Origin of the sequence: Mucisphaera sp. (assembly GCF_965279675.1) — a bacterium.
Lineage (GTDB): Bacteria > Planctomycetota > Phycisphaerae > Phycisphaerales > Phycisphaeraceae > Mucisphaera.
The window spans coordinates 880,050-905,684 of record NZ_CBDIIJ010000002.1; the positions used below are offsets into that span (position 1 = coordinate 880,050).

Sequence of the window (25,635 nt, forward strand, 5' to 3'; positions counted from 1 at the left end):
GGTAGGCAGTGGGGGTCAACCCCGAGATGCGGCACAACCCTGTCCAAGGCGGACAGGTTCATCCGAATCGATCAGGGCCACCGGCCCAGGAGCGAAACATGGCGTCACTCGTCAAGGATCTTGTGGAAGCCGGAATCCACTTCGGCAGCCGCTCGACCCACTGGAACCCGAAGATGGCTCCCTACATCTTCGGTAAACGGCAGAAGATGCACATCATCGATGTCAAGGAGACCATCAAAGGCCTCCTCCTCGCCCGCAAGTTCCTGACCCAGACCGTCGCGGGAGGCAAAGACGTCCTCTTCGTCGCCACCAAGCGTCAGGCTCGCTCCATCGTCGAGAAGTACGTCAGCGAAGTCGAGATGCACTACGTCACCGAACGCTGGCTAGGCGGCACGCTCACCAACTTTCGCACCATCCGCGAACGCCTCAAGCGACTCGAAGAACTCGAACGACTCGAAGAGTCCGGCGAGATCGACAACTACTCCAAGAAGATGGAGTCGCAGCTCAATCGTGAGAAAACCAAGATCCTTCGCAACCTCGAAGGCATCCGCAACATGACCAAGCTCCCCGGAGCCATGGTCGTCATCGACGTCAATGCCGAGCTCAACGCCGTCAAGGAAGCCCGCAAGCTGGGTATCCCGACTGTCTGCCTGATCGATACCGATTCCGATCCTGAGTTCGCAGACATCCCCATTCCGGGCAATGACGACGCCATGCGAGCCATCGAGGTCGTGGTCTCCAACCTGACCAAGGCCATCGCCGAAGGCAAGCACAACCGCCAGCAGGTCGCCGAGCAGGCCAAGGCTCAGGCCGCCGAAGCAGGTGGCGAAGAAGCCCCCCGCCGACGCAGCAAGCGCTCGCAGTTCAGCGCCGATGCCCCGACCCCTCAGGACGACAACGCCGAGCCCGTCGCCGCCTCCACGGCCGACGCCGAAAGCTCGACGCCCGCCTCCTGATCCCTCAGCAAACCCCGTCGACCGGCCCCAACGGCCGGCCAAAATCCAACTTATTTCCAACCCCGAATTGGGAGTGTGAACCATGGCGATTACCGCCAAGGACGTGATGGCCCTTCGCAAAGCAACGGGCCTCGGCATGATGGAATCCAAGGCCGCCCTCGAAGAAGCCGGAGGCGACTTCGACGCCGCTGTCGAACTCGTGCGCAAGAAGGGCCTCGCCAAGATGGACACCCGCACCGATCGCGAGTCGTCCGAAGGCCGCGTCGGCATCGCCGTCAGCGACGACAAGACCAAGGCCGCCATCGTCGCCGTTCACACCGAGACCGACTTCACCGCCAAGAACCCCGACTACGTCGCCATGGTCCAGGGCGTCGCCGACGAAGCCCTCAAGGGAGCCGCCGGCCCCGTCGAGAAGAACGACACCATGCAGGGCCTCATCGACAACGTCCGACTCACCACCAAGGAGAACGTCCAGTACGACAAGGGCGAAGTCCTCGGCGGCGGGTCCACGAAGATCGGCTCTTACCTCCACCACAACGGCAAGGTCGGCGTTCTCATCGAGGTCGAAGGCGAGGCCTCCGACGAGCTCCTCTCCGACCTCTGCATGCACGTTACCGCCATCGTTCCGGCTCCGCTCGGCGTCAACCCCGAAGACGTCCCCCAGGAAGCCATCGACAAGGAACGCGAAATAGCCATCGGCCAGGCCATGGAATCCGGCAAGCCCAAGGAAATCGCCGAGAAGATGGTCGAAGGCAAGATGCGCAAGTACCTCGACACCGTCGTCCTCCTCCGCCAGCCTTTCGTCAAGGACGATAAGAAGCAGATCCAGGACCTCCTGCCCAAGGGCTCGACGATCAAGAAGTTCGTCCGCTACCAGGTGGGCGGCTAAACCCTAAGGACACCGCCGTGTCACAGACCGACGCCTCTCCAGGTGCTTTGCCCAACGCCGAGTCCATCCCGGTCGGGCGATCGGTCTGGATCGACGGTCAACTCGTCCCCTCTGAGAAAGCCGCCGTCAGCGTCTACGACCACGGCGTGCTCTATGGCGACGGCGTCTTCGAAGGCATCCGCATCTACAACGGCCGGGTCTTCAAGCTCCGTAGCCACCTCCAAAGACTCGAGGAATCCGCCCGCGCGATCCGCATGGAACTGACCTACACCATCGATGAGCTGTTCGATGCCGTGAAGCAGACCGCCGCCGCCAACAACCAGACCGACGGCTACGTCCGGCTCTGCGTGACCCGCGGCTCCGGCACCCTGGGCCTCAACCCCTTCCGCTGCCCCCGGCCGGTGGTCTTCATCATCACCGACGCCATCAAGCTCTACCCCGAAGAGATGTACCGCGACGGCATGGCCATCGTCACCGCCGCCACCATCCGCAACCACCCCGCCGCGCTCTCTCCACGCATCAAGAGCCTCAACTACCTCAACAACATCCTCGCCAAGATCGAAGCCATCGACGCCGGCGTCATGGAAGCCGTGATGCTCAACCATCAGGGCTACGTCGCCGAGTGCACCGGCGACAACATCTTCATCGTCAAGACCATCGCCTCAGGCGAGACCGTCATCCGCACGCCCCCGCTACACGCCGGCATCCTCGACGGCATCACCAAGCAGACCGTCGAGATCCTCGCACACAAAGCCGGCTACCGCGTCGAAGCCATCGACCTCACGCGCTACGACCTCTACACCGCCGACGAGGTCTTCCTCACCGGCACCGCCGCAGAGGTCATCCCCTCGACGCACATCGACGGCCGCACCATCGGCGACGGCAAACCCGGGCCCGTCACCCGCCGACTCATCGACGACTTCCACAAACTCGTCGCCAAAGACGCGCCCGAAGACTAAACCCACAAGCTCACCTTTCAGCCGCGCATCATGGGTAGACATGTGGCGCATTAGCGATCGCGCGCGAACCCTACGATTAGCCAGACAACCACCGCCGCTTCGCATACCCTCACGGCATGTCACTCACCGCCAACCTCGCCAGACTCACCAAAGACCTGCCTGGCATCCAAGGCGTCATCAAAGAACGCCCCGAAGACTTCCTCGTCGAAGAACAGCCGCTCTACGAACCCTCCGGCGAAGGCGAACACCTCTACCTGTACATCGAAAAACGAGAGATGACCACGGCCGACGCCGTGCGTCGCATCGCCAAGGCCTTCCGCGTCAGCCGCAGAGAGATCGGCTATGCCGGTCTCAAGGACAAGCACGCCGTCACCCGCCAACTCATCTCCGTCCGTCTGCCCAGCCCGCAACATCAGGACGAACGCCTCGCCAAGGTCGAGATGCCGCCCCGGCTCAAGGTCCTCTGGCACGACCGCCACACCAACAAGCTCCGCCGCGGCCACCACGCCGGCAACCGCTTCGTCATCCGCATTCGACGCGTCGAACCCACCGCCGTTGTCCGCGCCAAACCCATCCTCCAACGCCTCGAACAACAAGGCGCCCCCAACTACCTCGGCCAGCAACGCTTCGGCTACCGCGACAACGCCCACCTCATCGGCAAGGCCCTCCTGCTCAACGAATACCAGCAAGTACTCGACCTCCTCCTCGGCAACCCCCTCGACCACGAAACCCCCAAACTCCAGGAAGCCCGCAGAGCCTACGAGCAGGCCGATTACGACAAAGCCCTCCAGCTCTGCCCCAAGTCCCTTCGCAACGACCGCCAGGCCCTCGAAGCCCTCCGCCAGGGCGCGAGCGCCGACAAAGCCGTCAACGCCATCGACCTCACCCAGCGGCAGCTCTACCTCAGCGCCCTCCAGGGCGCGATCTTCAACGACATCCTCAACCAGCGCATCCAGGCCGGCACGTTCGACCAGCTCCTGCCCGGCGACCTCGCCTGGAAACACGACAACGGCTCCGTCTTCGCCGTCGATCAACCCACCGCCGACAAAGAGAACGCAGCCAACGGCCGCATCCGCCAACTCCTGATCTCACCCTCCGGCCCGATGTGGGGGCCCTCCATGCTCAAAGCCTCAGGTCAAACCGCCGAAGCCGAACAACGGGCGCTCGAAGCCCAGGGCCTCACCGAACAGCACCTGGAAGCAGCCGGAAAACTCGATGTCCCCGGCCAGCGGCGGCCCCTGCGCATCTTCATCAAAGACACCGAGCTCGAAGGCGGCGCCGACGAACACGGGCCCTTCGTCAAGGTCGCCTTCGAACTTCCCCGCGGCGCCTTCGCCACCATGATCCTCCGCGAGATCATGAAAAACGACGTCCCCGACGCCACCCTCGAACGCTTCAAACCCAACGCCGAGGCTTAGTCCTCAAGCCGCTCGCCTAGGAACTCATCCACCTTGTCCAGGCTCACGCGCTCCTGCGCCTGCGTATCCCGATGACGCACCGTCACCGCCTGATCGCTCGCCGTATCGCCATCGACCGTGAAACAGAAAGGCGTACCCGCCTCATCCATCCGGGCATACCGCTTGCCGATCGACTGCTTCGCGTCCATCTGCACCGCATACTTCTGCCGCAGATCCAGGTACAGCTTCTGCGCGATCTCCGGCATCCCGTCCTTGTTCACCAGCGGGAACACCGCCGCCTTGATCGGCGCGAACTTCGGCTTGAACTTCATGAACAGCTTCGAGGCCCGCGAGTCATCAGGCGTGAACGCCTCACACAGCAAAACCAGCACCGCCCGCGTCAGACCCGACGCCGGCTCGATCACGTTCGGGATGTACCGCTGCTTCGCCTTGTCCGGCTCGGCCTGATCGAAGTACTCCATCTTCGCGCCCGAGTGCTCCTGATGCTGCGTCAGGTCGAAACACCCGCGGTGCGCCACCCCCTCCAGCTCACCAAAACTGGGAGCCGTAAACGGATACTTGTACTCCACGTCCACGCACATCTTCGAGTAGTGCGCCAGTTCGTCCTGATCGTGATCCCGGAACCGCAGGTTCGACTTCTCGATGCCCAGCGACTCCCACCACCGCATCCGCTCGTGCTTCCAGAAGTCGTACCACTTCGGCGAATCATCAGGCGCACAGAACCACTCCAGCTCCATCTGCTCGAACTCACGCGACCGGAAGATAAAGTTCCGGGGCGTCACCTCGTTTCGGAACGACTTGCCCACCTGCGCAATCCCGAACGGCACCTTGACGCGCATCGTGTCCAGCACGTTTTTGTAGTTCAGGAAGATCCCCTGAGCCGTCTCCGGCCGCAGATACGCCTTCGCGTCTTCGTTCCGTATCGCACCCGTGTACGTATCGAACATCAGATTGAACTCGCGAGGCTCCGTCAGCGTCCCCGCCTCATCCACATCCGGACCCACCACCGCCAATTGCTCGTCTCGCGACAAATCGGTGTACACCCGATCCGGCTCCTGAGTGATGAGCTCCCCGCCACCCGTCTTCTTCACCAGCTTCTCCGCGCGCTTGCGCCAGACCTCCGCGTGCGCGTCCCCCTCCAGCACAGACAGGTGCCCCAGACTCTGCCGCTCGCCCTTACGCTCGACCAGCACCTCGCCAACCATCAGGTGATCCGCGCGGTACCGCCGCTTCGAAGCCGTGCAGTCCACCATCGGATCATTAAACCCACCCACATGCCCCGAAGCCTCCCACGTCTTCGGGTTCTGAATGATCGCCGAGTCCAGCCCCACGATCGATAGCGGGTCGCCATCCGGCCCGATTGGCGGGCACTCGACCGTCTGCTTCCACCAGTGATCCCGGATGTTGTTCTTCAGCGCAATCCCCAGCGGGCCGTAATCCCAGAACCCGTTGATCCCGCCATAAATGTCTGAGGCCGGATAGACAAACCCGCGACGCTTGCACAGCGCCACGATCTCCTCCATCGACTTCTGTTCCGGGCTCAACGTCGCAGCGACCTCACTCATCACAAACTCCTGCCACACACGCTTGGCGTACCGTGCGCGCTTCGGGGACCGACAAACACATCTGAAAACGACTCCACCGGCTCAAACCGGTCAGGCATGGTACCGCCTGAAACCAGAACCCGTGCCCAAAGCCGCCACCCCTCGCAGCAAACCACCCAGCCCGCCCAATCCCTCACCGTTTCACGGCCGTAAACAGCGACCACGGCAGCTCCGTCTCCGCCAGTTCGGCCTCAAACCCCGCCTCCTCGAACAGCCGCAGCCAGGTCGCCAGCGGAAACGCCGCACACCGATGCTCATCCCGATACGTCCGCCGCTCACCCGTCTCCAGATCCTCCACCTCGATCTCCAGCAGCATGCCGTAATTGAACCGCTCATCCAGCTCCGACACCGTCGACGTCAGCCGATACACCCGCCCCTCCTCCTCCCGCTCATCCGTCGCCCGCTCCGACGCATCGAACGTCTCCGCCGTGTTGTCCGGCGCCGTGATCAGCAGACCGCCCGGCTCCAGGTGCTCACCCGCCGACCGAAACGTCGCCAGCAGGTCCGCCTCCGTCAGCAGATAGTCGATCGCGTCATGGATCAGCACCACATCGAACACCCGCTCGAGCCGCACCCCGCGCATGTCCGCCACGATCGTCTCCACCTCCGGATTCAACGCCCGGCACGCAGCCAGCATCGACGCAGACAAGTCCGAAGCCACACACCGATGCCCCCGCTTCAGGTGATAAAGCGTGTGCCCGCCCCCCGCACCGAGTTCCAGGACCCGCTTGCTCCCCGCTCCAAACGTCCGACCAATCAGCCCCCGGATGATCGCCGCCTCCGGCCCGTAATCCTCGGCAGGCGACAGCTTCGGCCACAGCTCAGACAGATCCCCATACAGCCTCGGCAGCGCCGGCTCGTTCACACCGCCCATCAATCATCCTCCCCATCCGGCACCCGCCGCCTGCTCAAAAACTCAACCTCTGCCGGGATCTGTGCCGTTAACAGCCACGCCACCACCTCACCCGCGAGCCCCGACCCTGCACCCAGCCTCGTCTCATGCCCCTCAATCTTCAGGATCGCCTCGCCAAACGGCACCCAGGTATCGATCACCAGATCCGCCCGCCCCCGACGATTCGCCAGCCCCAGCCTCGCATACACCCACACCACCCCCTGACCCGCCGACCGATACCGCCCCGCCTCACCCCACCACGGATCGCCAGGCGGCAGGTGCGTCCCCACCGCCACCACCATGTCGCCCCGCCCCGCACGCACCGGCCGCCCCCGATGATGAAGCGGCCTCAGCACACCCGGATCACCCGCCAACCGCCCCCCCAGATGCCAGACCGGCTGAGCCCCGCCAGGCATGACGTACACCGACCCGCCATCGGCCATCACCCGCCCGCCCCGTCGAGCCGCCGCCGACACCGAAGGCCAACTCGCCGTGCCGATGTCCCGCAGAAGCTCACCCGCCGCATCCAGATAAGCCTCACCCAACACGCCTCCGGGGATCGGATCGAGCCACCGATCGTGCACAAACCGCTGACCCGCATACCGAACCGACCGCCGCCGCACCCGATCCACCTCCTCCGCCACCCGGATCACAGGGATCCGCTCCCGCCTGACACACGCAGAAAACAACTCCGCCTGAAAGGCCCACGCCGCCAGCGTGTGCATCACCGTCTGCGTCGGCGCTCCCACCTCCGCCTCCGGATCCTCCCCGCTATCCAGCAGCACATCCACCACACCCCGCGCCTCTTCCAACAACCCATGCCGTTCAAACCGCCGATGCGATCCCAAACCGATCAGCACCCCCGACCCCTTCAGCCCGCGCGCCTCCTCAATCTGCCCCCGCAAAAAAGCCGCTTTATCCAAATCACTAATCGGCCGCACACCAAATACATACAGCACCGGCTCACCCGTCCGCCCCGGCTCACCCGACACCAGCGCCAACGACCCCGCCGACCGACTCAGCTCCGCCGCCAACCCCTCCGACCCCATCACGCCCAGCGACAACGCCCGCTCAACCAACACCTCAGCCACAAGGTCCGCCGCCTCGGTCACCGCAGGCATCTGCTCACGCAACCGCTCAATCCCCGCCTCGATCTCCTCCAGATACGCCCGCGCCGCCGGCAACTCATCCAGCCCTTCAGGCTGAGCACTAACCGACCCCGGCAGGCCCACGAGAACCAACCAGACCCACAGCCCCCAAACAAACACACGACCTCCGCGCAACCCGACAGCCACGCAGCAACCCATCATCAGCCGTTCTGACGACTCAGGTACTCGCCCGTATCCGTCGACACACGCACCACATCACCGTTATTGATAAATGGCGGCACCCGCGTCTTTAGACCCGTCTCTAGCACCGCCTCCTTCAATTGATTCGTCGCCGTCGCGCCCTTGATCCCAGGCGGCGTATCCGTCACCTCAAGATCCACCGTCGAAGGCGGCTGCACGCTCATCACATTGCCCTGATACACCAACGCCGTGATAACCGTGTTCGGCTTCACGTACGAAAGCACATCGCCAAGCACGTCCTCCGACACCGTCAACTGGTCATACGTCTCGTTGTCCATGAACACCGCACCCGAACCATCCGAGTACAGATACTCCATGTCACGCTTGTCGAGCGTCGCCTGCGTCACTTCCTCCGAAGAACGCAGGCGCTTCTCGATATGGTTGCCCGTCTGCAGGTTCTTCAGCTTCACCTGCGAGTAGGCCGGCCCCTTACCCGGCTTCACGTGCTCCAGATTCACCACCATCCAGACCTGGCCATCCATCTCAAGTGCCATGCCCGTTCGTACTTCGTTGGCCTTCACAAGTCGCTCCTGCTGCAACGCCAGCCGGCGTGCGGGTTCACAATCGAAAGCGTCTCGCCGCCTGTCAACATCATCGGCCCATCCACCCCAGCAGAGTGAACGCCATAGCGAGCCCGACATTATGGCACGTTTCCCTGCGGAAGCCATCCCAGCCGTTAGGATGCCATCATGGCCCCGCAGGAGCACCCGCCGCCACGGATCGAGCTGCGAGACGTCACCAAACGCTTCGCCGACCACGCCCTCGCCGCCGACCAGATCAACCTCGCCATCCAACCCGGCGAAAAACTGGTCCTCGTCGGCGAGTCCGGCTGCGGAAAAACCACCACCCTCCGCCTCATCAACCGCCTCATCGACCCCGATCACGGCTCCGTGCTGATCGATGGCGTCGACCTCGCCACCCGAAACCCCGTCCAGCTCCGCCGATCCATCGGCTACGTTATCCAGGAAGTCGGGCTCTTCCCCCACCTCTCCGCCACCGAAAACATCGGCCTCGTCCCACGCATCCTCGGCTGGAACCCCAAACGCATCCGCGACCGCTCCCGCGAACTCCTCGAACTTGTCAACCTCGACCCCGCCCAGTTTGCCGACCGGCTGCCCGCTCAGATGTCTGGCGGGCAACGCCAACGCGTCGGACTCGCACGAGCCCTCGCCGCCGAACCCCGCATCATGCTCATGGACGAGCCCTTCGGCGCCGTCGACCCCATCAACCGCGCCGCCCTCCAGGACGAGTTCCTCGCCATCCACCAACGCCTCGATCTCACCACCGTCATCGTCACCCACGACATCGGCGAGGCCCTGCTCCTGGGCGACCGCATCGCCATCATGGCCGCCGGCAAAATCCTCCGCATCGATACCCCAAAGGCCATCGCCAAAGACCCAGGCACCGACACCGCCCGCCAGCTCATCCACGGCCCCCTCGAACACGCCGCCAAACTCGCCACCCTCATCCAAACAGACAACGGAGCCAACCCATGACCGACTGGGCCCCGCTCCTGGAAGGCACCGGCCGACTCCTCGCCTGGCACCTGCTCCTCGTGCTCATCGCCATCGCCATCGCCTCAGCGCTCAGTGTCCCGCTAGGTATCTACCTCGCCAGAGGCCACGACCGCCTCCGCGCCCTCGCCCTCGCCGCCGCCTCCGTCCTCCAGACCATCCCCGGCCTCGCCTTCCTCGCCCTCATCTTCATGCTGATCGTCGCTCTCAACCAGGGCATCTCCAACCTCACCGGCAGCGACGAAACCACCTTCCGAGCCATTGGACTCCTCCCCGCACTCATCGCCCTCACCCTCTACGCCATCCTCCCGATCCTCCGCAACACCATCGTCGGCATCCGCGCCATCGACCCCAAACTCCTCGAAGCCGCCGACGGCATGGGCCTCACCCTCAACCAGCGCCGCCGCTGGCTCGAACTCCCCCTCGCCGCCCCCGCCATCCTCGCCGGCATCCGCACCGCCACCGTCTGGACCGTCGGCATCGCCACCCTCTCCACCCTCATCGGCCAGCCCTCCCTCGGCGACCCCATCATCGCCGGCCTCCAAACCCTCAACGAACAGCAGGTGATCCTCGGCTGCCTCCTCGCCGCCGGACTCGCCATCATCCTAGACGGCCTCCTCGCCGGACTCGAACACGCCGTGGCCAACCGAAAGACAGCCCGCGCCCTCGCCTTCACAGGATGCCTGCTCGCCTCCGCCGTCGCCGCCGCCATCACCCTTATGCCCGCCGCCACCGACACCTCACGCCCCACCTTCATCGTCGGAGCCAAAACCTTCAACGAGTCCTACGTCCTCGGCCACCTCCTCGGCCAGCAACTCGAAGCCACCCACACCATCGAGCACCGCACCGGCCTCGGCTCCACCGTCGCCTTCGAAGCCCTCCGCAACAACGAGATCGACGCCTACGTCGACTACTCCGGCACCATCTGGGCCACCCTCATGAACCGCACCGAAGCCCTGCCCGCCGCCGAACTCCGCGACCAGGTCCGCGTCTGGCTCGAAGCCGAGCACAACGTCATCTCGCTCGGCAGCCTCGGCTTCGAGAACGCCTACGCCCTCGCCGTCCGCCGATCACTCGCCGAAGAACACAACCTCCAAACCCTCGAAGACCTCGCCCGACACGCGCCCCAGCTCAGCATCGCCGCCGACCCCGAGTTCTATGGCCGTGCCGAATGGCAACGCGTCCAGGCCATCTACAACCTCAACTTCGGCCAGCGACTCTCGATGCAGTCCACCCTCCTCTACGAGGCCGCCCGCTCCGCCGAGGTCGACGTCATTACCGCCTACACCACCGACGGCCGGATCGTCAGCCACGACCTCGTCCTCCTCGAAGACCCCAAAGCCGCCTTCCCCCCCTACGAAGCCCTCATCCTCCTCGCCCCCAACGCCGGCCAGAACCCCGACATCAAAGCCCGGCTCCAACCACTCATCGGGGCCATCTCCGCCGACCTGATGCGCGCCATCAACCTCCGCGTCGACCAGGAAGGCCTCCTCCCCGCCCAGGCCGCCAACGACATCCGCCTGGCCATCGACACGCCCCCGCCCAACCCGTGAATCGAACCGCCCCCATCTCAAGCCAGCCACCTCAGCCTTCCCAGCTTCACACCAACCCGCGTCAGAACCGGAAAACACCAAAGAAAAACACGTTAGATAGTTGTAAACCCCAACACACAACATCAAATCATCGGTTACGCTTGCAATAGTCGATCTCTGGGAGGGGATCGATCACAGCCTGCCAACGACAGGGAACGAGAGGAAAACCACGATGCACCGTCGCACCTACGCGCTCGTAGCCGCGAGCATGGCCGTCACTACGTCGGCCCAAGCCGTCACCATCACCTTCGACGACACCATCAGCCGCACCACCGGCTCAGGCGTCGTCAACTACGACCTCGCCCATGGCGACGTCATCACCTCCGGCGCCCTCCGCTCGGCACTCCGCGAAACCTACGGCGTCCGCTTCAACGTCGACAACTTCCACCAGACGCTCAACGCCAACAACCCCAACGCCTTCAACGACCCCGGCGTCATCTTCGACTCCACCCTCACCGTCACCCGCGACGACGACCTCGAAGACCCCTGGGAAGGCGGCAACCTCCCCGCCTCAACCATCCTCGGCAACATGCTCATCATCCAGGAAGCCGGCGTCTCACCCAGCACCCCCGACGACGAAGGCCGACGACCCGCCGGCACCATCAACATCCGCTTCGACGACCCCATCAGCTCCTTCGGCTTCGACATCATCGACCTCGAAAACGGCGCCGAGGCCAACGGCAGCAACATCCTCACCATCGAACGCGTCGAAGGCTCACGTAACGTCCGACTCGATATCCCCTTCACCGAGTTCGTCGACGACACCTCACCCTTCTACGTCCCCGGCCTGGAGTTCGGCGACAACTACGCCAACGAAATCCCCGCCTTCGATATCAGCCTCCTCAACGACGTGATCGACGCCAACAACCTCGCCAACGGCACCAGCCGCCCCACCTTCACCGAGGGCATCGACCGCGTCCGCATCACCCTGGGAGGCTCAGCCGCCATCGACAACATCACCTTCGACACCTTCATCCCCCCGCCCCCCATCATCCCCACCCCCGCAGGCTTCGCCGCCGGCCTCGCCCTCATGGGCCTCGTCGTTGCCAAACGACGCTAACGCAAAACCAATACAGCACACCACACGCAACGCCCGCTCACACCCGAGCGGGCGTTGTTCTTTAAATCCTTCCATCAATAACACCCTGGGTGGCTGTGGTCAGCTCTGCTGGCCACAGAACCAAAAGTCTCACGAGCTCGCGAGCCGCGGTTTATCGCCGCGGCTCTGCATGAGACCACCCACGAGATCAGATGAACTTTCACTCCCCCGCATAAGCCGGATGAATCCGACCAAACAACCGCACAAACCCCGTCGTCCCCGCCAACGGAGCCACCAGAGACCTCCCACCCTCCAGCACATGCAACCCCGCCCGCCCATACTGATCCTGCACCGTCAACCGCCAACCCTCATCACGATACGCCCCCAGCAACTGCCCATACGTGATCCCGGGCAGCACACCACGATCCAACAGCTCCTGCAGCATCGCCTCGTCAGGCGTCCGAGCATCCCGCCCCCCCAAAGGCAACGGCCACCCCGCCTCACCGTGGAGCGACAACGTCGCCGCCGCCCAGTCCGTCTCGTAACACACCTCACCCGACGTCGCCCACCGCCGCTGCTCCAGCCCCGGACCCGTCGGCAAACGCACGTAACGCAGCTGCGCCAGCTCCGTCTCCCCAGGCGGCCCCAATCCCGCCAACACCAGCCGCGACCCTGGCTTGCCCTCCAACGCCAACTCAATCGTCTGCCCCTTCTCAAGCATCAAGGGCACCACGTAATAACGCTGCGCAAAAGCCTCGCAGTAACGCGTGTCCGCACGCGCCGACGCCTTCAACAGCGCCCCGCTCGCCGCCGCAATCACCCCCGCCAGCACCAGCGTGTTATCGTCGTTATTCAGCCCCGCCTGCGTCGCCGCCAGCCCCCCGTAGAGCAACCCCGTCCCCGCAATCGCCTTGAACGTCCGCACATCCTCCAGGTTGTTCCACCGGTGGTCCGTCGCCATTCGATTCACATTCGTCACCACCGGAAACGATCCAACCCCCTCGCCCCCCACCGACACCCGCAGCTTCTCCAACCCCGAACCCGTCCGCGCCCGAAACACCGCCAACGCCCCATCCAGCCCCTCCGCCCGCTTCGCCGGACCCAGCCCCCAACCCACCACCAGCACCGTGTTATACGCCCGCGCCCGTAGCGTCTTCACCGTCTCGTCCAGACCCACCACCAGCCGATCCGCCAGCGCCAGGTTCTCGTTCGCCTCCTCCTCCCGAGCCAGCTGCTGATTCGCAATCCCCGCCAGCAAGTACCCGAGCGCATAATCCGATCGCTCCGCCACATACCCCGCATCCAGATAATCTTCCTCCGCATCCTCCGCCGTCGCACGCTCAGCGATCGCCGTGATATCCAGCTGCTGCCCCTCGTCATCCTCCGTCCGAAAGTCCCGCAGATAAAACAGAGCGTTGTCCAACGCCGCTCGCGCATTATCCCACGACCCCAGCGACGCCTGCTGCAACCCGTAATACGTAAACGCCAGCGCCTGTTCGAACGGCTCGCCCTTCCAGATCTTCACGTTCTCATTCACCACGATCGACGCCACCGTCCGATCCGCATTGAGCCCCTGAATCCGAAGCGTGTCGTACAACTCCTCAAATAGCACGTTCGCCGCATGCGGGTACCCGTCCGCCATCGTCATCACCGCAGCCCGCATCCGCGTCAGGACGTAATCACGATCCCCCCTGTCCTCCGCCAGCCGGTCATGCAGCTCCACCCGCACCCGCCCGTAATTCCCGCTGTAGAGCGCCCCAGCAATGTCCGGCTTATACGCAGCCTCGCACCCCACCAGCAACAACAACCCCGCCAGCAGCGCCCCACCACTCAGCACCCGACCCGCCACGCGTTGCATCAACTCCATCATCGCGCTCACCCGTCGTAGAAAGCCGCCGGCCTAATCCCAGATGTGACCGACCGCCGCACGCTTGAACCCCGCGTCGTTCTGCCAGATCCGCTGGCCCGTCTGCAGATCGATGATCTCGAACGTCACGTAATAAGCATCCGTCCGCCGCTTCGCCGACAAACGCGTCGCAGAGTTGAACGTCGCGCTCAACGTGTGCGTCGGCCGTCGATCCGCCGCGAACTGATCCAGCTCGATCAAACCCGTCTCTCGCGACCGCCGCACGTCCGACATCGGCACCACGAAGACAATATTCTTCATCGCCTCCAGCTGCGCTAATGGCGACGCCGACACAATCCGACGCACCGTCGCCCGCTGCTCCGACGCCGTGATCACCTCGCTCGACAGATTCTGCATCCGATCCGCCACGATCACCCACCGCTCCGAATCCGACCGACGCTCCGCCACCACCGCCGAAGCCAGCAGCGCCTCCGCCATCGAAGCACTCGCGTTCACCAGATCATCCGCCTCGGTCCGCGTCGTCCGCGCCGGCCCTTCACAACCCAGCGCACCCAACACCATCACCGACACCAACAGACAGCCAACCCGCCGCACGCGCCAGTCATCACAGCTCGCAGACAAACCGACCACAGCCCTCAGCGGTCCACCACACGCTTCGACTCATAACTGTTGTTGAAGACGATCTGCCCGCTGCCCAACTGAATCAGATTGAACTCCAGGTAATAAAGGTTCGTCCCGCCCCGCGTCGTCCGGTAGAAGTTCCCCGACAACGCGTACGTCATCTCCGGATCCAGATCCGGATTGTCACGCAGAATCCCTTCGGAAGCCGCGATCGCATTCACCCGCGCCGACCGCTCGATAAACCGGATCTGCTGACGACCCACCCGCGAGTTGATCAGCGTCCCCGTGATCTTCCGGGCCACGATCTCAAAGTCTCGCGTCGACACAATATCCGTGTCGTTCGACAGATCACCGATGAAAATCGTCGGCTTCTCCGAAGACGCCCCACCAAGCTCAGGCGTGTTCCGCGTCTGCAGGCCCAGCACAGGCAACTCCGCCAGATCCCGGATCAGCTCCGTCGCCGCCTCGTCCGCAAACACCTCCAGCTCCGTCAGCTGTACCTGCGCCGACCGACGCTCACCCTCCGTCGTCTCACCCAGATCGAAAAACCCCGTCCGCTCCCCGCAACCCGCAACCAGCAACACCATCAGCGACAACACGGTCAACAGCTTCATAATCGGTCTCCTGCCTGAAAAAGGCCTGTCGTTCCAATACGCAGATTCTAATCCCCGGGATCGCTCGCGAACACACCTATCGCCGCTGCTTGTAACTCGCACTCAGAATCCGACCCGCAATCCGCGTCGGCGCCATCACTCCCGCCCGAATGTTCGAATAAAACACCGAACTCGTGAAAACCATCGCCTCCCGCGTCCCCTTCGCCCTCGGCTCCTTCAACTGCATCACGAACAGCAACCCGATCACCCGCGTTAGCAGCACCATCAAAAACACCACCGCATGGAAGGTGATGATCGACCCCGTCACCGGAGCCACCCAGTACAGATCCGCGTACTCATACGCATAAAACGCACCCAGAAAGCCCCCAATCATCCCACCCAGCGACACACACAACGCATTGATCGCCGGATACGCCGAACCCGCCCGCTGCCTCGGCTGACCGTCCCGCTGCTTCCGGTTCCCCGACATGTCCACCAGAAAATTGAAACTCGCCACCTCCAACGCCGTCCATCCCACGTTCACCAGCAGCACCAGCACGTAACCCGGCCAGATCGACTCAGGCGTCATCAGCAGCCAGTTCAACGACCCAGGCAGCAACAGAATCATCCCGATCACCATCACCGGCTTGTTGCCCATCCGATCCACCACCGGGCCCCACAGGTGCATGATCCAGAACTTCAAAATAAACGGAATCCCCAGAATCAGAATGTTCAGCTTCAACGCCGACCAGCCCAGAATCTCGATCCCGTAGTGGAACGCATACCCCCCCATCAAACCCATCCCGATGTTGAAAAAGAAACTGAACCCCAGGTAATACCGAAACTGCGGGTCCAGCAACGGCAAAAACAACGACCGCACAGGCGTCGGATTCGCCTCGCGATGCTTCGGCCCAGGATCCGGCACCGGCAGAAAACACAGAATGTCCAACACGCCCATCACCCCCGCAAACACAATCACACCCGACGTCACCGCCAGCAGATAATCCGCCGCATTCGATTCTGTCCACTCCAGCAGCCAACCCACCAGAAACGTCGCCGCGATCGCAGGCACCAGCGCCCAACGCTGACGCTGACCGAAATACGTCCCGCGAATCCGACGCGGGATCACATCCGACATCCAGTTCATCCACGCCGGCACCCCCGCATCCATCGTCAACCGCGAGATCCCGAACAGCACCAGATAGATCGGCCACCACCACTCCTCCAGACCCGGAAGAATCCAGGGCAGCAGCCCGATCAGCACCCACATCGCCCGACCCACCGTCAGCGACACCAGAAAAAACAGCCGCCGATGACCCACCGTCTCGATGAACAGACTCGCAGGCAGCTGCGCCAACGGCCCCAGAAACACCAACGCCCCGCAAACCCCGAACGCCCAGTCCGGCATCCCCAGCGCCAACCCGAAAATCGTGATCGCCGAACCCTGAATCGTCCACAACCACCACGACCCAAACAACCACGCCACAAGCACCCAACGAAGCTGACGATTAAGCTCCGCCGCACGCCCACGATCACTACCCAATCCCGCTGCTGGCCTCTGCACAAGCGCCTCCGGGCGGCCATGCCGCCTGTAGAAGCCGACCATGCTAGAGACCTGCTCCCAAGCCGCGAGCACAAATCCCCCACATTCAGATATTTTCTGCCTTTTCCCTTAACGCCACCGCGCTCCCCGAAAGCACCCCATGACCCCACCCGACGACCACACCGCCACCCTCCAGCAGCTCAAAGACCGCGTCGCCCACTTCGTCACCGAACGCGACTGGGACCGCTACCACCAACCCAAAAACCTCGCCATGTCCATCGCCATCGAAGCCGCCGAACTCATGGAACTCTTCCAGTGGGACCCCCACGACAACCCCGTCAAACCCCTCACCCCCGAAGCCCACAAGCAACGCGTCCGCGAAGAACTCGCCGACACCCTCGCCTACCTCCTCAGCCTCGCCAACAAAATGGACATCGACATCACCCAGGCCTTCGAAGCCAAAATGACCAGCAACGAACAACGCTACCCCGCCCCCTAACGACCCAATCCCAAGCACGGGTGCCACGACCATGTCCGAAGGACAAGCCGCGATCGACCACCACAAATCTCGGGTGGCTGTGGTCATGTCGAAGACCCGCCTAAGGCGGCGCCACAGAACCAATAATCCAAAATCATGAGCCGGGTGCCACACCTTGTCCCGAAGGGCAAGGTGTGCCGACCCCCAATAACCCCAACTCTCAGCCGGGTGCCACGACCCTTCAGCGTCGTGCCCGAGCACCCACAGCCACCAACCCGCCCCCGCATGCCGCAAACCCCACCCTTGGGCCCAACCCCTCCCAACCCTACAATGACCCTCATCACCCCTAGGAGCCACGCCATGATCCGTACCGGCCTCACCCTCCTCGCCGCCCTTACCCTCATCGCCTCCACCGGCTGCCAAACCGACCCAGGCATCAAAGCCGGCTGGGTCGCAGGCGAAGAAACCTCCCAGGTCATCGCCTCCGATGCCGACCTCCGCAACAAACTCCGCTCCGGCAAGCCCATCGTCACCCCCTCCTCCGCCGACAAGCCCCTCGAAGTCACCGTCCCCATCCGCCTCACCCGCGGCTCCAAACCCGTACCCATCCAATACCGCTTCTCCTTCTTCCTCAGCAACGGTGCCCCCGTCGACCACGAAGCCGCCTGGCGAACCGCCGTCCTCGACCCCAACGTCCAGGAATACCTCACCGGCTCCTCCGTCGACTTCTTCGCCGCCGACTGGAACCTCGAAATCCGACCCACCGACGATGGCTCACGAAGAAGCCCCCTCAACCCCCTCGGCCTCGAAAACCCCTTCTAATCCCCTCAAACTGCTTTTTTCCAGCTCCTAGTGCCACGACTTTGTCCGAAGGACAAGTCGTGATCGACTACCAACAAACATGGGTGGCTGTGGTCAGCTCCGCTGGCCACAGAACCAGAAATCCGCCCACCCACCCCACTCCCCAAGCCGGGTCGCGACGCGACCCAGGCCCCCCACCCCCCGCTCGCTGGACACCCCCCCACCACCTGCTAAACTACGTGGCTCGGCCAACCCGGCCCCAACCGAGGATAGACCCATGTACGCAGTCATCGAAGACTCCGGAACCCAGATCAAAGTCGCCGAAGGCGACACCATCCGTGTCGACATCCGCGACCTCCCGGAAGACGCCAAAACCCTCACCTTCGACAACGTCCTCTTCGTCGGCGAAGGCGTCACCTCCAAGCTCGGCGAGCCCTACATCCAGGGTGCCTCCGTCGAGGCCGACATCATCGATCACACCAGCGACAAGATCGAGATCGTCAAGGTCAAGCGACGCAAAACCTACCGCCGCCGCAACGGGCACCGCCAGCACTACCTCGAAGTCAAAATCACCAAGATCTCCGCCTGACCCCCACAACCACAAAGACCCCTCCCAAAGCCCCGACCATCTCGGGGCTTTTTTTTATGCGTGGCTCGATCGAGCCGCGGCGTATCACCCCGGCCCTGCTTCAGGCCACCATCACCGCCTAAACACCCCCCTCCCAGTGCAGCGACCCTACAGGGTCGTGCCCAATCACCTACAACCACGGGTGGCTGTGGTCATGTCGAAGACCCGCCGAAGGAGGGGCCACAGAACCAGAAACCTCACTCCCTGAGCCGGGTCGCGACGCGACCCAGGCCCCACCTGAAAACGCCATACAAGTCCCGCCCCAGTGAGCCGGGCCGTGTCGGCCCGGACCCCTCTATCACCCTCACACCCCAGCCGGGTGCCACACCTTGTCCCAAAGGGCAAGGTGTGCCGACCCCCAATAACCCCAACTCTCCGCCGCGTGCCACGACTTTGTCCAAAGGACAAGCCGTGATCAACCACCCGTAACCTCACCACAAACCAGTCCCCCTTTAGCCCAACCTCAATCATCACCCCGCCGCAAAGACCCGTTCTGCCCAGGCTCACCCTCGTCCTCATCATCCGAATCATCAGCCTCATCCGGGGACACTTCCGGGGTCGTTTCCGGGGGCGTTTCCGCCCGCTCCCCCGCCAGCGACCACGCATCCCGGTCATCCGTCGCCCGCCGCTTCCGATCCCCCGCGATCTGATGACGCCACGACGAAAACAACCCCGACACCACAAACACCAGGGGCGCCAACACCCCCGCAATCAGCAGCACATACACCGCCGTGCTCAAACCCAGATCAATCCGCTGTAAGGCTTCTGGCCAGCTCACCCCCACAGCCTATCACGACCACCCCCGAATCCCATCCACCCTCACCCCCCGCGATAACGACACGCCGTCTTCCCCGTCTCCCACACCCGCACCTCATCCAGCACCACCCCCTCACCCAGCTCCCCCGTATGCCCCGCCAGCATCCCCCAGATCACCTGCGCAATATGCTCCACCGACGGATTCAACGCCGCAAACGCCGCCACGTCCTCATTCAGATGCTGATGATCCAGCACCTCAATGACCCGCCGATCCACCCATTCATCCAGCACCTCCACCATCAGCACGTGCCCCGCCCCATCCACCGGACACCCCACCGTCACATCCAGCCGGTAGTTATGCCCATGACCCGCCGGATTCGAGCACTTCCCGAAGATCTCCCGGTTCTCCGCATCGCTCTTGCCCGCCAACGCCAACCGATGCGCCGAAGAAAACTCGTAACTCTGCGTCATCAACACCCGTTCCATCGCATCAACCTCCATCCTCAGGCTCACCCAAGGCGTCAACCGCATCTCCAGAAACCGAACCCCATCACCCACCTCAGGACCCACCGCCCGCAACAGATCACCCATCAGCCGCCCCATTCCCACCGCCTCACCCGAAGCCAAAGCCGCCCCCATCACCGCCATCCCCCGCTCCCGCACCACCCGATCGATCAGCCGAATATCCACCAGATACCCCGTCGCCGCATCCGGCGTCCCCTCGTACCCCACCGTCACCTCGTAATACCGCCCCAACCCCCGCACCGCCGGCCACGAACTGTAAGCATTCGCCACCGCACTCTCCGACGACGGCACCCGCCCCGCTTCCTCCACAGGATCGTTCACACAAAGCCGCACCGTCCGAGTCAACTCAACCACAGCTATCCTTACAAAATACCCGCCACTCAGTTCCATCCTAGGTCCCCCATGCCCCGCCCCGCCGCACAAGCCATCCTCGCCCTCACACTCGCCGCCTGCCTCGCCCTCCCCGGCTGCAGCGAAGACACCCCCGACCCCCAAACCACCCCCGCCCAGCCCCAACTCACCGAAGAAGAAGCCGTCATCTCCATCGCCACCCAGGAACAACGCCTCCTCGACGCCATCAACCAGGGCACCCTCACCGCCCAGCTCCAGAAAGACATCCACCAACTCGCCAACCGCCTCCCCGACGACCCCTCCGCCCAGTCCCTCGTCGCCCGCATGCACCTCGCCGCCGGCCGCGCCCAACGCGCCTACGCCGCCGCCCTCAAATCCCTCGAACTCGCCCCCGACCAGGCCGAACTACGACTCCTCGTCGCCACCATCGCCCTCGAACTCAACAAAAACCAGCTCGCCCTCGACGACCTCCAACTCGTGCTCAACCAACGCCCGGAAGACACCAAAACCCTCCTCCTCTACGGCACCGCCAGCCTCCGCCTCGGCCAACTCAGCCAGGCCGACAACGCCTACCTCCAGGCCATCGCCCTCGACCCCACCAACCATCGCGGCCATGGCGGACGCTCCGCCGTCGCCCTCGAACAGGACGACCCCGCCGCCGCCCTCCGACACCTCCGCACCGCCATGGACCTCACCGACGACCTCGCCGAACCCCAAACCTGGCGCGCCTACACCATCCGCAAAGCCCGAATCCTCCGCTCCCTCGGCCGCCCCGCCGACGCAGCCGCCGAACTCCGCCAGCTCCCCGTCGACCAACTCGCCCACCACGAGGCCTCCCGCGAATACGCCCTCGCCCTCGCCGACGCCGGCTCCCCCGCCGACGCCGCCCGCCACTTCCAGCAGCTCGCCCTCGTCCTCCCCGAAGACGCCACCCTCGCCGCCGAAACCGCCCGATGGCTCGCCCGTGCTGGCGACACCCGAAACGCCCAGACCTGGCTCGACCGCGCACGCTCCCTCAACCCCCAACTCGACATCCTCCCCGAAATCCAGACCGAAATCGACCAGCCAAACCCCACCCCCAACCCCTGAACAACCCGCCCCTCATCGCCTAAACTGACGCCATGACCACCACCACAGCCACCGACCTCTTCGCCGCAGCCCTCGAACCCCTCAAAGCCTCCGGCCAGTTCGCCGAAGTCACCCTCGACGGCCAAACCCTCACCGCCAAAGCCGACGGCCCCGAAGAAGACGCCTTCTACATCGCCGCCGCCGACGACCAGGGAACCATCACCCTCGGCTGGTACACCAAAGACCGCTGGCTCTCCGAATCCATCGAAGCCGACCTCATGCACACCGGCGACGACCTCTCCGAACTCATCGAAGAAGAACTCGTCGAACTGAACATCCCTCACCGCTTCCCCAACCTCGACCACTTCCGCGACGACGACAAACGGTACGTCTTCCGCGCCACCTGCCCCACCTTCGCCTCACCCGACGAGTTCACCCGCACCCTCCTCGCCTGGGAAGCCGCCTTCCGTCAACTAGGCGACATGGAACCAGACGAAGACTAAACCCCCTCCGTCTCCCCGGGTAAGCCCCCATCCCCCCCGGATTGGACACCCCACCAAGCCCTGCTATCTTGAACACCGATCCGATCGGGACGAGTCCTTCCCCCGACTCACCCCGCCACAACGGATCCAGCCACTGACGCCTGCCCGTTCCTGCTACCACGAGGGAAGTCGCACATGCGCGTGCTCATGCTGGGCTGGGAGTTCCCGCCCTACATCACCGGTGGACTCGGCACCGCCTGCTACGGGCTGACGCGCGCGCTCAGCCGTAAAAACCACGACATCACCTTCGTCCTGCCCAAGGCCGTCAGCGAAGAAATCGCCAACCACGTCCGACTCCTCACACCCCAGGACCGCAAGGCCGCCCAAGGCGACCGCAGCCCCGAATCCGTCGCCTCCACCTTCAAGGCCGACCCCGCACCCGCGTCCACCTCAACAACGTCAGACACCACCGAGCCCGCATTCGGCACCGAAGGCCTCGAAAACGTCACCTTCAAAGCCGTCCCCTCCCGACTCCGATCCCCCTACCCCCAGGGCCACGAGTTCTACGAGGGTCCCAAAGAGGGCATCGGTTACATCGACCCCAACGCCCGTCCCCAGCCGATGGACCCCGCCGCCACCACCGACGGCACACCCCCCGAGCCCGCCACTGGACCCAGCTACCACGGCGACATCATCGCCGAGGCCCGCCGCTACGCCGACCTCTGCCTCGACCTCGCCGCCGACAACGACTTCGACATCATCCACGCCCACGACTGGCTCACCTTCCCAGCCGCCCAGGCCATCGCCGACAAAACCGGCAAGCCGATGATCGCTCACATCCACTCCACCGAGTTCGACCGCTCGGGCGAGAACATCAACCTCGCCATCTACCAGATGGAACGCGAAGGCATCCACGCCGCCTCCAAAGTCATCGCCGTCAGCCACCTCACCAAAGACATCCTCCAGAACCGCTACGACGCCCCAGCCGACAAGATCACCGTCGTCTACAACGGCATCGACCACAACGGCAAACCACCCGCCCAGCCCGACCCCGAACACGACGCCATCCGATCCGACGAAAAGATCGTCCTCTTCCTCGGCCGCGTCACCATGCAGAAGGGCCCCGAGTACTTCGTCCGAGCCGCCAAACGCGTCCTCGACGTCGTCGATGGCGTCCGCTTCGTCATCGCCGGCACAGGCGACCAGATCCGCAACCTCATCGAACTCTCCGCCGAACTCAGCATCGGACACCGCTGCCTCTTCACCGGCTTCCTCCGAGGCGAAGAGGTCGACCGCATCTACCAGATGGCCTCCGTCTACGTCATGCCTTCCGTCTCCGAACCCTTCGGCATCGCCACCCTCGAAGCCATCTCCCACGACGTCCCCGTCATCGTCTCCAAGACCTCAGGCGTCTCCGAAGTCCTCACCCACGTCCTCAAAGTCGACTTCTGGGACACCGAAGAGATGGCCAACAAGATCATCGCCATCCTCCGACACCCACCCCTCGCCACCACCCTCCGCACCCACGCCACCCTCGAAGTCCGCAAGCTCACCTGGGACGGCGCCGCCACCAAGTGCGAAGACCTCTACACCACCCTCACCCCCTGACGCACATAACCACACCTCTCCGGGTGCCACGGTTTCTTGACGACGAAGTCGGCAAAAGCCGTGACGATCACCATTCACACCCCCGCCCGATAACCCACCCCCCGTTCAACTCCACCAAGTACCCTAACACCCCGTAACCCCAACCAACACCACCCCTTGCATCCACACTTGACGTTCGGCGTTGATTTGGGTAACGTAACCCAAACAGATATACGCCCCAAACTTCAAGCAACCACCCCAACACCGTCGACATCTCATCCAGCAACCGCCGGATACCCCAACATCTGGGGACCCGCACCCCGGCGAACGCTAGATAGGATCAACCATGACCACCCCCCTCCTCATGCTCGGCCAAGGCGACTACACCGCCACCTACAACCCCGGCCCCGCCGGACGCCTCTCACGCGCCACCCAAACATCCACCAGCACCGAAGGCGACGGCAACCAGCCCGGCTACCACCGCCAACCCCGTCAAAACCGCCCCGCCCGCCAGCCCCGCCAGGACCGCTTCGAGGCCTCCGGCCAACAACCCGCCTACACCACCAGCCACGACGCCATCGAGGAATCCACCCTCCTCGCCGCCGCCTCCGCCTGGCTCACCGAACAGATGAACCGACTCGCCGACGCCTCCGCGTCCCTCCACCGGCTCCGCAACCACCTCATCCACGACCAGAGCCGAAACCCACAAACCATCCTGCCGGCCCTCGCCGGCGTCACGGAGAACCACCATGAACCTCACACCCAAACAGCTGCACATCCTCAGCCGCGTCCGCGACATCCGCTTGGCTCGGGGCTACTCACCCACCATGCAGGAACTCGCCGACGAACTGGGCGTCAGCAAGGTCACGGTCTTCGAACACGTCGAAGCACTCATCAAGAAGGGAGCCTTGCGGCGACAGCCGAACAAGGCGCGCTCTTTGGAGCTCACTGAAGACGTCAACCTCCCCGATGAGGAAACCGGCCTCCGACTCCCCCTCGTCGGCACCATCGCCGCCGGCTCACCCATCGAAGCCGTCGAAGAACGGGAACACCTCGACCTCGAGTCCATGTTCACCCCCCCAGGATCCGCCGCCGACACCTTCGTCCTCCGCGTCCGAGGCGACTCCATGATCGACGAGCACATCGCCCAAGGCGACTACGTTATCTGCGAACGAAGAAACGCCGCCCGATCCGGACAAACCGTCGTCGCCCTCATCGACACCGGCGAAGCCACCCTCAAAAAGCTCTACCACGAACCCAACGGCCGCATCCGACTCCAACCCGCCAACGACAAATACGAACCCATCATCGTCGAAGCCGGTTCCGTCCAAATCCAAGGCGTGGTCATAGGCGTCGTCCGAGCCTATTGAACGGCTGTTAACCGGTACGTCTGCCAGCCATTCGATCTGATCTTGAGTCTCAGCGCAGGTATTGATTCTCACCCGTTCGGCGACAACAGGTCACTGTCAATCGCCCGGAAAGCGACATCCCTGACGTGCAAGAATAGAGAAGTCGGGCTCCACGCGCGAGATGGAAGTCAAACGCATCGAACCGGCTGGCGAGATAACCCTTCACTGTGTCTGACGCGTAAAGATCCAGAAATAGGTCTGCTTCGTGGTCTCTTCCGGACCAGCATCGAGCATCAGGATCTCGCGGTGCGTGCGGAACATGCCCCAGAGACTGGAATCGAATCGGTGCTCGGTCAGTAACCGATAGTCCGCGTCGTACTGTCGCACCTCCGCATTCACAAAGGCAAAGAGCGGCAGGCACGAGGCTATATCGGCCTCGACATAAGCAGCGCCAGAAGTCTCATCCGCCTCCTCACCGAAGACATGCAACTCAGAGTGCAGCAACGGGAGCACCTTCAGATCGTAAAGGCTCTCGTCGTCAGGGTGCACAGCGGTGAGCTGCTCAAGATCACCAGCAAGCTTCGCAGCCCGGGTAACGGAATCGGCCAGTGCATGACTCGATGAGCTTGGGCTATTCACGGCGGCGGAGGTGAAGTCGTAGTTGCGGTCGCTGCAGCCAGCGAGACCAGCGGCAACAAGCACGGCCGCAGCGGCAGCCAAGGTGGTGGCGTACATCGTCTGAGTTTCCTAAGAGAAATCGAGTCAAGGGTTGGA

26 protein-coding genes are annotated in these 25,635 nt (G+C 63.7%); 14 read left to right on the plus strand and 12 right to left on the minus strand.

Features of this window, described 5'->3' with window-relative positions:
• The first annotated feature begins 98 nt into the window (after positions 1-98).
• The 4 genes from rpsB to truD all read left to right on the plus strand — a co-directional run bounded on the left by rpsB (position 99) and on the right by truD (position 4,222).
• Complete coding sequence (gene rpsB / locus ACQZAB_RS03900) at positions 99-956, plus strand: 30S ribosomal protein S2 (RefSeq protein ID WP_428387254.1); 858 nt, start codon at positions 99-101, stop codon at positions 954-956.
• An 82-nt stretch (positions 957-1,038) separates the two neighbouring features.
• Positions 1,039-1,845, plus strand: coding sequence for a translation elongation factor Ts (gene tsf, locus ACQZAB_RS03905; protein ID WP_428387256.1), 807 nt, complete (start codon positions 1,039-1,041; stop codon positions 1,843-1,845).
• A 17-nt stretch (positions 1,846-1,862) separates the two neighbouring features.
• Positions 1,863-2,804, plus strand: coding sequence for a branched-chain-amino-acid transaminase (gene ilvE, locus ACQZAB_RS03910; RefSeq protein WP_428387258.1), 942 nt, complete (start codon positions 1,863-1,865; stop codon positions 2,802-2,804).
• 116 nt (positions 2,805-2,920) lie between these two features.
• Positions 2,921-4,222, plus strand: coding sequence for a tRNA pseudouridine(13) synthase TruD (gene truD, locus ACQZAB_RS03915; RefSeq protein WP_428387260.1), 1,302 nt, complete (start codon positions 2,921-2,923; stop codon positions 4,220-4,222).
• Here truD and ACQZAB_RS03920 read toward each other — a convergent pair.
• From ACQZAB_RS03920 to efp, 4 genes are all read right to left on the minus strand, one after another.
• Entirely contained in the window at positions 4,219-5,787 is a 1,569-nt protein-coding gene (locus ACQZAB_RS03920) for a glycine--tRNA ligase (protein WP_428387262.1), read from the minus strand. The two genes, truD and ACQZAB_RS03920, sit on opposite strands and share 4 nt — an antisense overlap.
• A 172-nt stretch (positions 5,788-5,959) precedes the next feature.
• Positions 5,960-6,700 carry a class I SAM-dependent methyltransferase gene (locus ACQZAB_RS03925; protein WP_428387264.1) on the minus strand — a complete coding sequence of 247 codons (741 nt, stop codon included), beginning with the start codon at positions 6,698-6,700 and terminating at the stop codon, positions 5,960-5,962.
• A complete protein-coding gene (locus ACQZAB_RS03930) occupies positions 6,700-7,959 on the minus strand; it encodes a hypothetical protein (RefSeq protein ID WP_428387266.1) in 1,260 nt (419 codons plus the stop codon). The genes ACQZAB_RS03925 and ACQZAB_RS03930 overlap by 1 nt, the downstream gene beginning before the upstream one ends.
• 68 nt (positions 7,960-8,027) lie before the next feature.
• A complete protein-coding gene (efp, locus tag ACQZAB_RS03935; RefSeq protein ID WP_428387268.1) occupies positions 8,028-8,588 on the minus strand; it encodes an elongation factor P in 561 nt (186 codons plus the stop codon).
• 168 nt (positions 8,589-8,756) lie between these two features.
• Between efp and ACQZAB_RS03940 the strand changes: the two genes are divergently transcribed.
• The 3 genes from ACQZAB_RS03940 (at position 8,757) to ACQZAB_RS03950 (ending at position 12,233) form a co-directional block, all read left to right on the plus strand.
• Positions 8,757-9,563 carry an ABC transporter ATP-binding protein gene (locus ACQZAB_RS03940; protein ID WP_428387270.1) on the plus strand — a complete coding sequence of 269 codons (807 nt, stop codon included), beginning with the start codon at positions 8,757-8,759 and terminating at the stop codon, positions 9,561-9,563.
• Positions 9,560-11,134: an ABC transporter permease/substrate-binding protein gene (locus ACQZAB_RS03945; RefSeq protein WP_428387272.1), complete on the plus strand. Its 1,575-nt coding sequence runs from the start codon at positions 9,560-9,562 to the stop codon at positions 11,132-11,134. Before ACQZAB_RS03940 ends, ACQZAB_RS03945 begins: the two co-directional genes overlap by 4 nt.
• Positions 11,135-11,345: 211 nt before the next feature.
• Entirely contained in the window at positions 11,346-12,233 is an 888-nt protein-coding gene (locus tag ACQZAB_RS03950) for a hypothetical protein (RefSeq protein WP_428387274.1), read from the plus strand.
• A gap of 199 nt (positions 12,234-12,432) precedes the next feature.
• Here ACQZAB_RS03950 and ACQZAB_RS03955 read toward each other — a convergent pair whose 3' ends face one another.
• The 4 genes from ACQZAB_RS03955 to ACQZAB_RS03970 form a co-directional block, all read right to left on the minus strand.
• Entirely contained in the window at positions 12,433-14,082 is a 1,650-nt protein-coding gene (locus ACQZAB_RS03955) for a hypothetical protein (RefSeq protein WP_428387276.1), read from the minus strand.
• A 30-nt stretch (positions 14,083-14,112) separates the two neighbouring features.
• A complete protein-coding gene (locus ACQZAB_RS03960) occupies positions 14,113-14,700 on the minus strand; it encodes a hypothetical protein (protein ID WP_428387277.1) in 588 nt (195 codons plus the stop codon).
• 14 nt (positions 14,701-14,714) lie between these two features.
• Entirely contained in the window at positions 14,715-15,314 is a 600-nt protein-coding gene (locus tag ACQZAB_RS03965; protein ID WP_428387279.1) for a hypothetical protein, read from the minus strand.
• 76 nt (positions 15,315-15,390) lie between these two features.
• Positions 15,391-16,857, minus strand: coding sequence for an MFS transporter (locus tag ACQZAB_RS03970; protein ID WP_428387281.1), 1,467 nt, complete (start codon positions 16,855-16,857; stop codon positions 15,391-15,393).
• 139 nt (positions 16,858-16,996) lie between these two features.
• Here ACQZAB_RS03970 and ACQZAB_RS03975 point away from each other — a divergent pair, with 139 nt between their 5' ends.
• The 3 genes from ACQZAB_RS03975 to rplU all read left to right on the plus strand — a co-directional run bounded on the left by ACQZAB_RS03975 (position 16,997) and on the right by rplU (position 18,704).
• The gene (locus ACQZAB_RS03975) at positions 16,997-17,335 is read left to right on the plus strand and encodes a nucleotide pyrophosphohydrolase (protein WP_428387283.1); all 339 of its coding nucleotides are present in this window, start codon (positions 16,997-16,999) and stop codon (positions 17,333-17,335) included.
• A 339-nt stretch (positions 17,336-17,674) separates the two neighbouring features.
• On the plus strand, positions 17,675-18,136 hold the full coding sequence (locus tag ACQZAB_RS03980; protein ID WP_428387285.1) for a hypothetical protein: 462 nt from the start codon (positions 17,675-17,677) through the stop codon (positions 18,134-18,136).
• Between the two features lie 256 nt (positions 18,137-18,392).
• Positions 18,393-18,704 carry a 50S ribosomal protein L21 gene (rplU, locus tag ACQZAB_RS03985; RefSeq protein WP_428387287.1) on the plus strand — a complete coding sequence of 104 codons (312 nt, stop codon included), beginning with the start codon at positions 18,393-18,395 and terminating at the stop codon, positions 18,702-18,704.
• Positions 18,705-19,206: 502 nt separating this feature from the next.
• Here rplU and ACQZAB_RS03990 read toward each other — a convergent pair.
• Both ACQZAB_RS03990 and ACQZAB_RS03995 read right to left on the minus strand, forming a co-directional pair.
• Entirely contained in the window at positions 19,207-19,521 is a 315-nt protein-coding gene (locus ACQZAB_RS03990; RefSeq protein ID WP_428387289.1) for a hypothetical protein, read from the minus strand.
• 41 nt (positions 19,522-19,562) lie between these two features.
• Positions 19,563-20,414, minus strand: coding sequence for a 6-carboxytetrahydropterin synthase (locus ACQZAB_RS03995; RefSeq protein WP_428387291.1), 852 nt, complete (start codon positions 20,412-20,414; stop codon positions 19,563-19,565).
• Between the two features lie 12 nt (positions 20,415-20,426).
• On the opposite strand from ACQZAB_RS03995, the gene ACQZAB_RS04000 reads away from it, so the two are divergent.
• The 3 genes from ACQZAB_RS04000 (at position 20,427) to ACQZAB_RS04010 (ending at position 23,533) form a co-directional block, all read left to right on the plus strand.
• The gene (locus tag ACQZAB_RS04000) at positions 20,427-21,464 is read left to right on the plus strand and encodes a tetratricopeptide repeat protein (protein ID WP_428387293.1); all 1,038 of its coding nucleotides are present in this window, start codon (positions 20,427-20,429) and stop codon (positions 21,462-21,464) included.
• 32 nt (positions 21,465-21,496) lie between these two features.
• Positions 21,497-21,946 carry a hypothetical protein gene (locus ACQZAB_RS04005; RefSeq protein ID WP_428387294.1) on the plus strand — a complete coding sequence of 150 codons (450 nt, stop codon included), beginning with the start codon at positions 21,497-21,499 and terminating at the stop codon, positions 21,944-21,946.
• A 174-nt stretch (positions 21,947-22,120) separates the two neighbouring features.
• Positions 22,121-23,533, plus strand: a complete 1,413-nt coding sequence (locus ACQZAB_RS04010; protein ID WP_428387296.1) for a glycosyltransferase — start codon at positions 22,121-22,123, stop codon at positions 23,531-23,533.
• Between the two features lie 400 nt (positions 23,534-23,933).
• Here the strand turns inward: ACQZAB_RS04010 and ACQZAB_RS04015 are convergent, their stop codons facing one another.
• Positions 23,934-24,263 carry a hypothetical protein gene (locus ACQZAB_RS04015; protein ID WP_428387298.1) on the minus strand — a complete coding sequence of 110 codons (330 nt, stop codon included), beginning with the start codon at positions 24,261-24,263 and terminating at the stop codon, positions 23,934-23,936.
• On the opposite strand from ACQZAB_RS04015, the gene lexA reads away from it, so the two are divergent.
• A complete protein-coding gene (gene lexA, locus ACQZAB_RS04020; protein WP_428387299.1) occupies positions 24,262-24,882 on the plus strand; it encodes a transcriptional repressor LexA in 621 nt (206 codons plus the stop codon). The genes ACQZAB_RS04015 and lexA overlap by 2 nt on opposite strands.
• Before the next feature lie 201 nt (positions 24,883-25,083).
• Here the strand turns inward: lexA and ACQZAB_RS04025 are convergent, their stop codons facing one another.
• Positions 25,084-25,596, minus strand: a complete 513-nt coding sequence (locus ACQZAB_RS04025; protein ID WP_428387301.1) for a hypothetical protein — start codon at positions 25,594-25,596, stop codon at positions 25,084-25,086.
• Between the last annotated feature and the right edge of the window lie 39 nt (positions 25,597-25,635).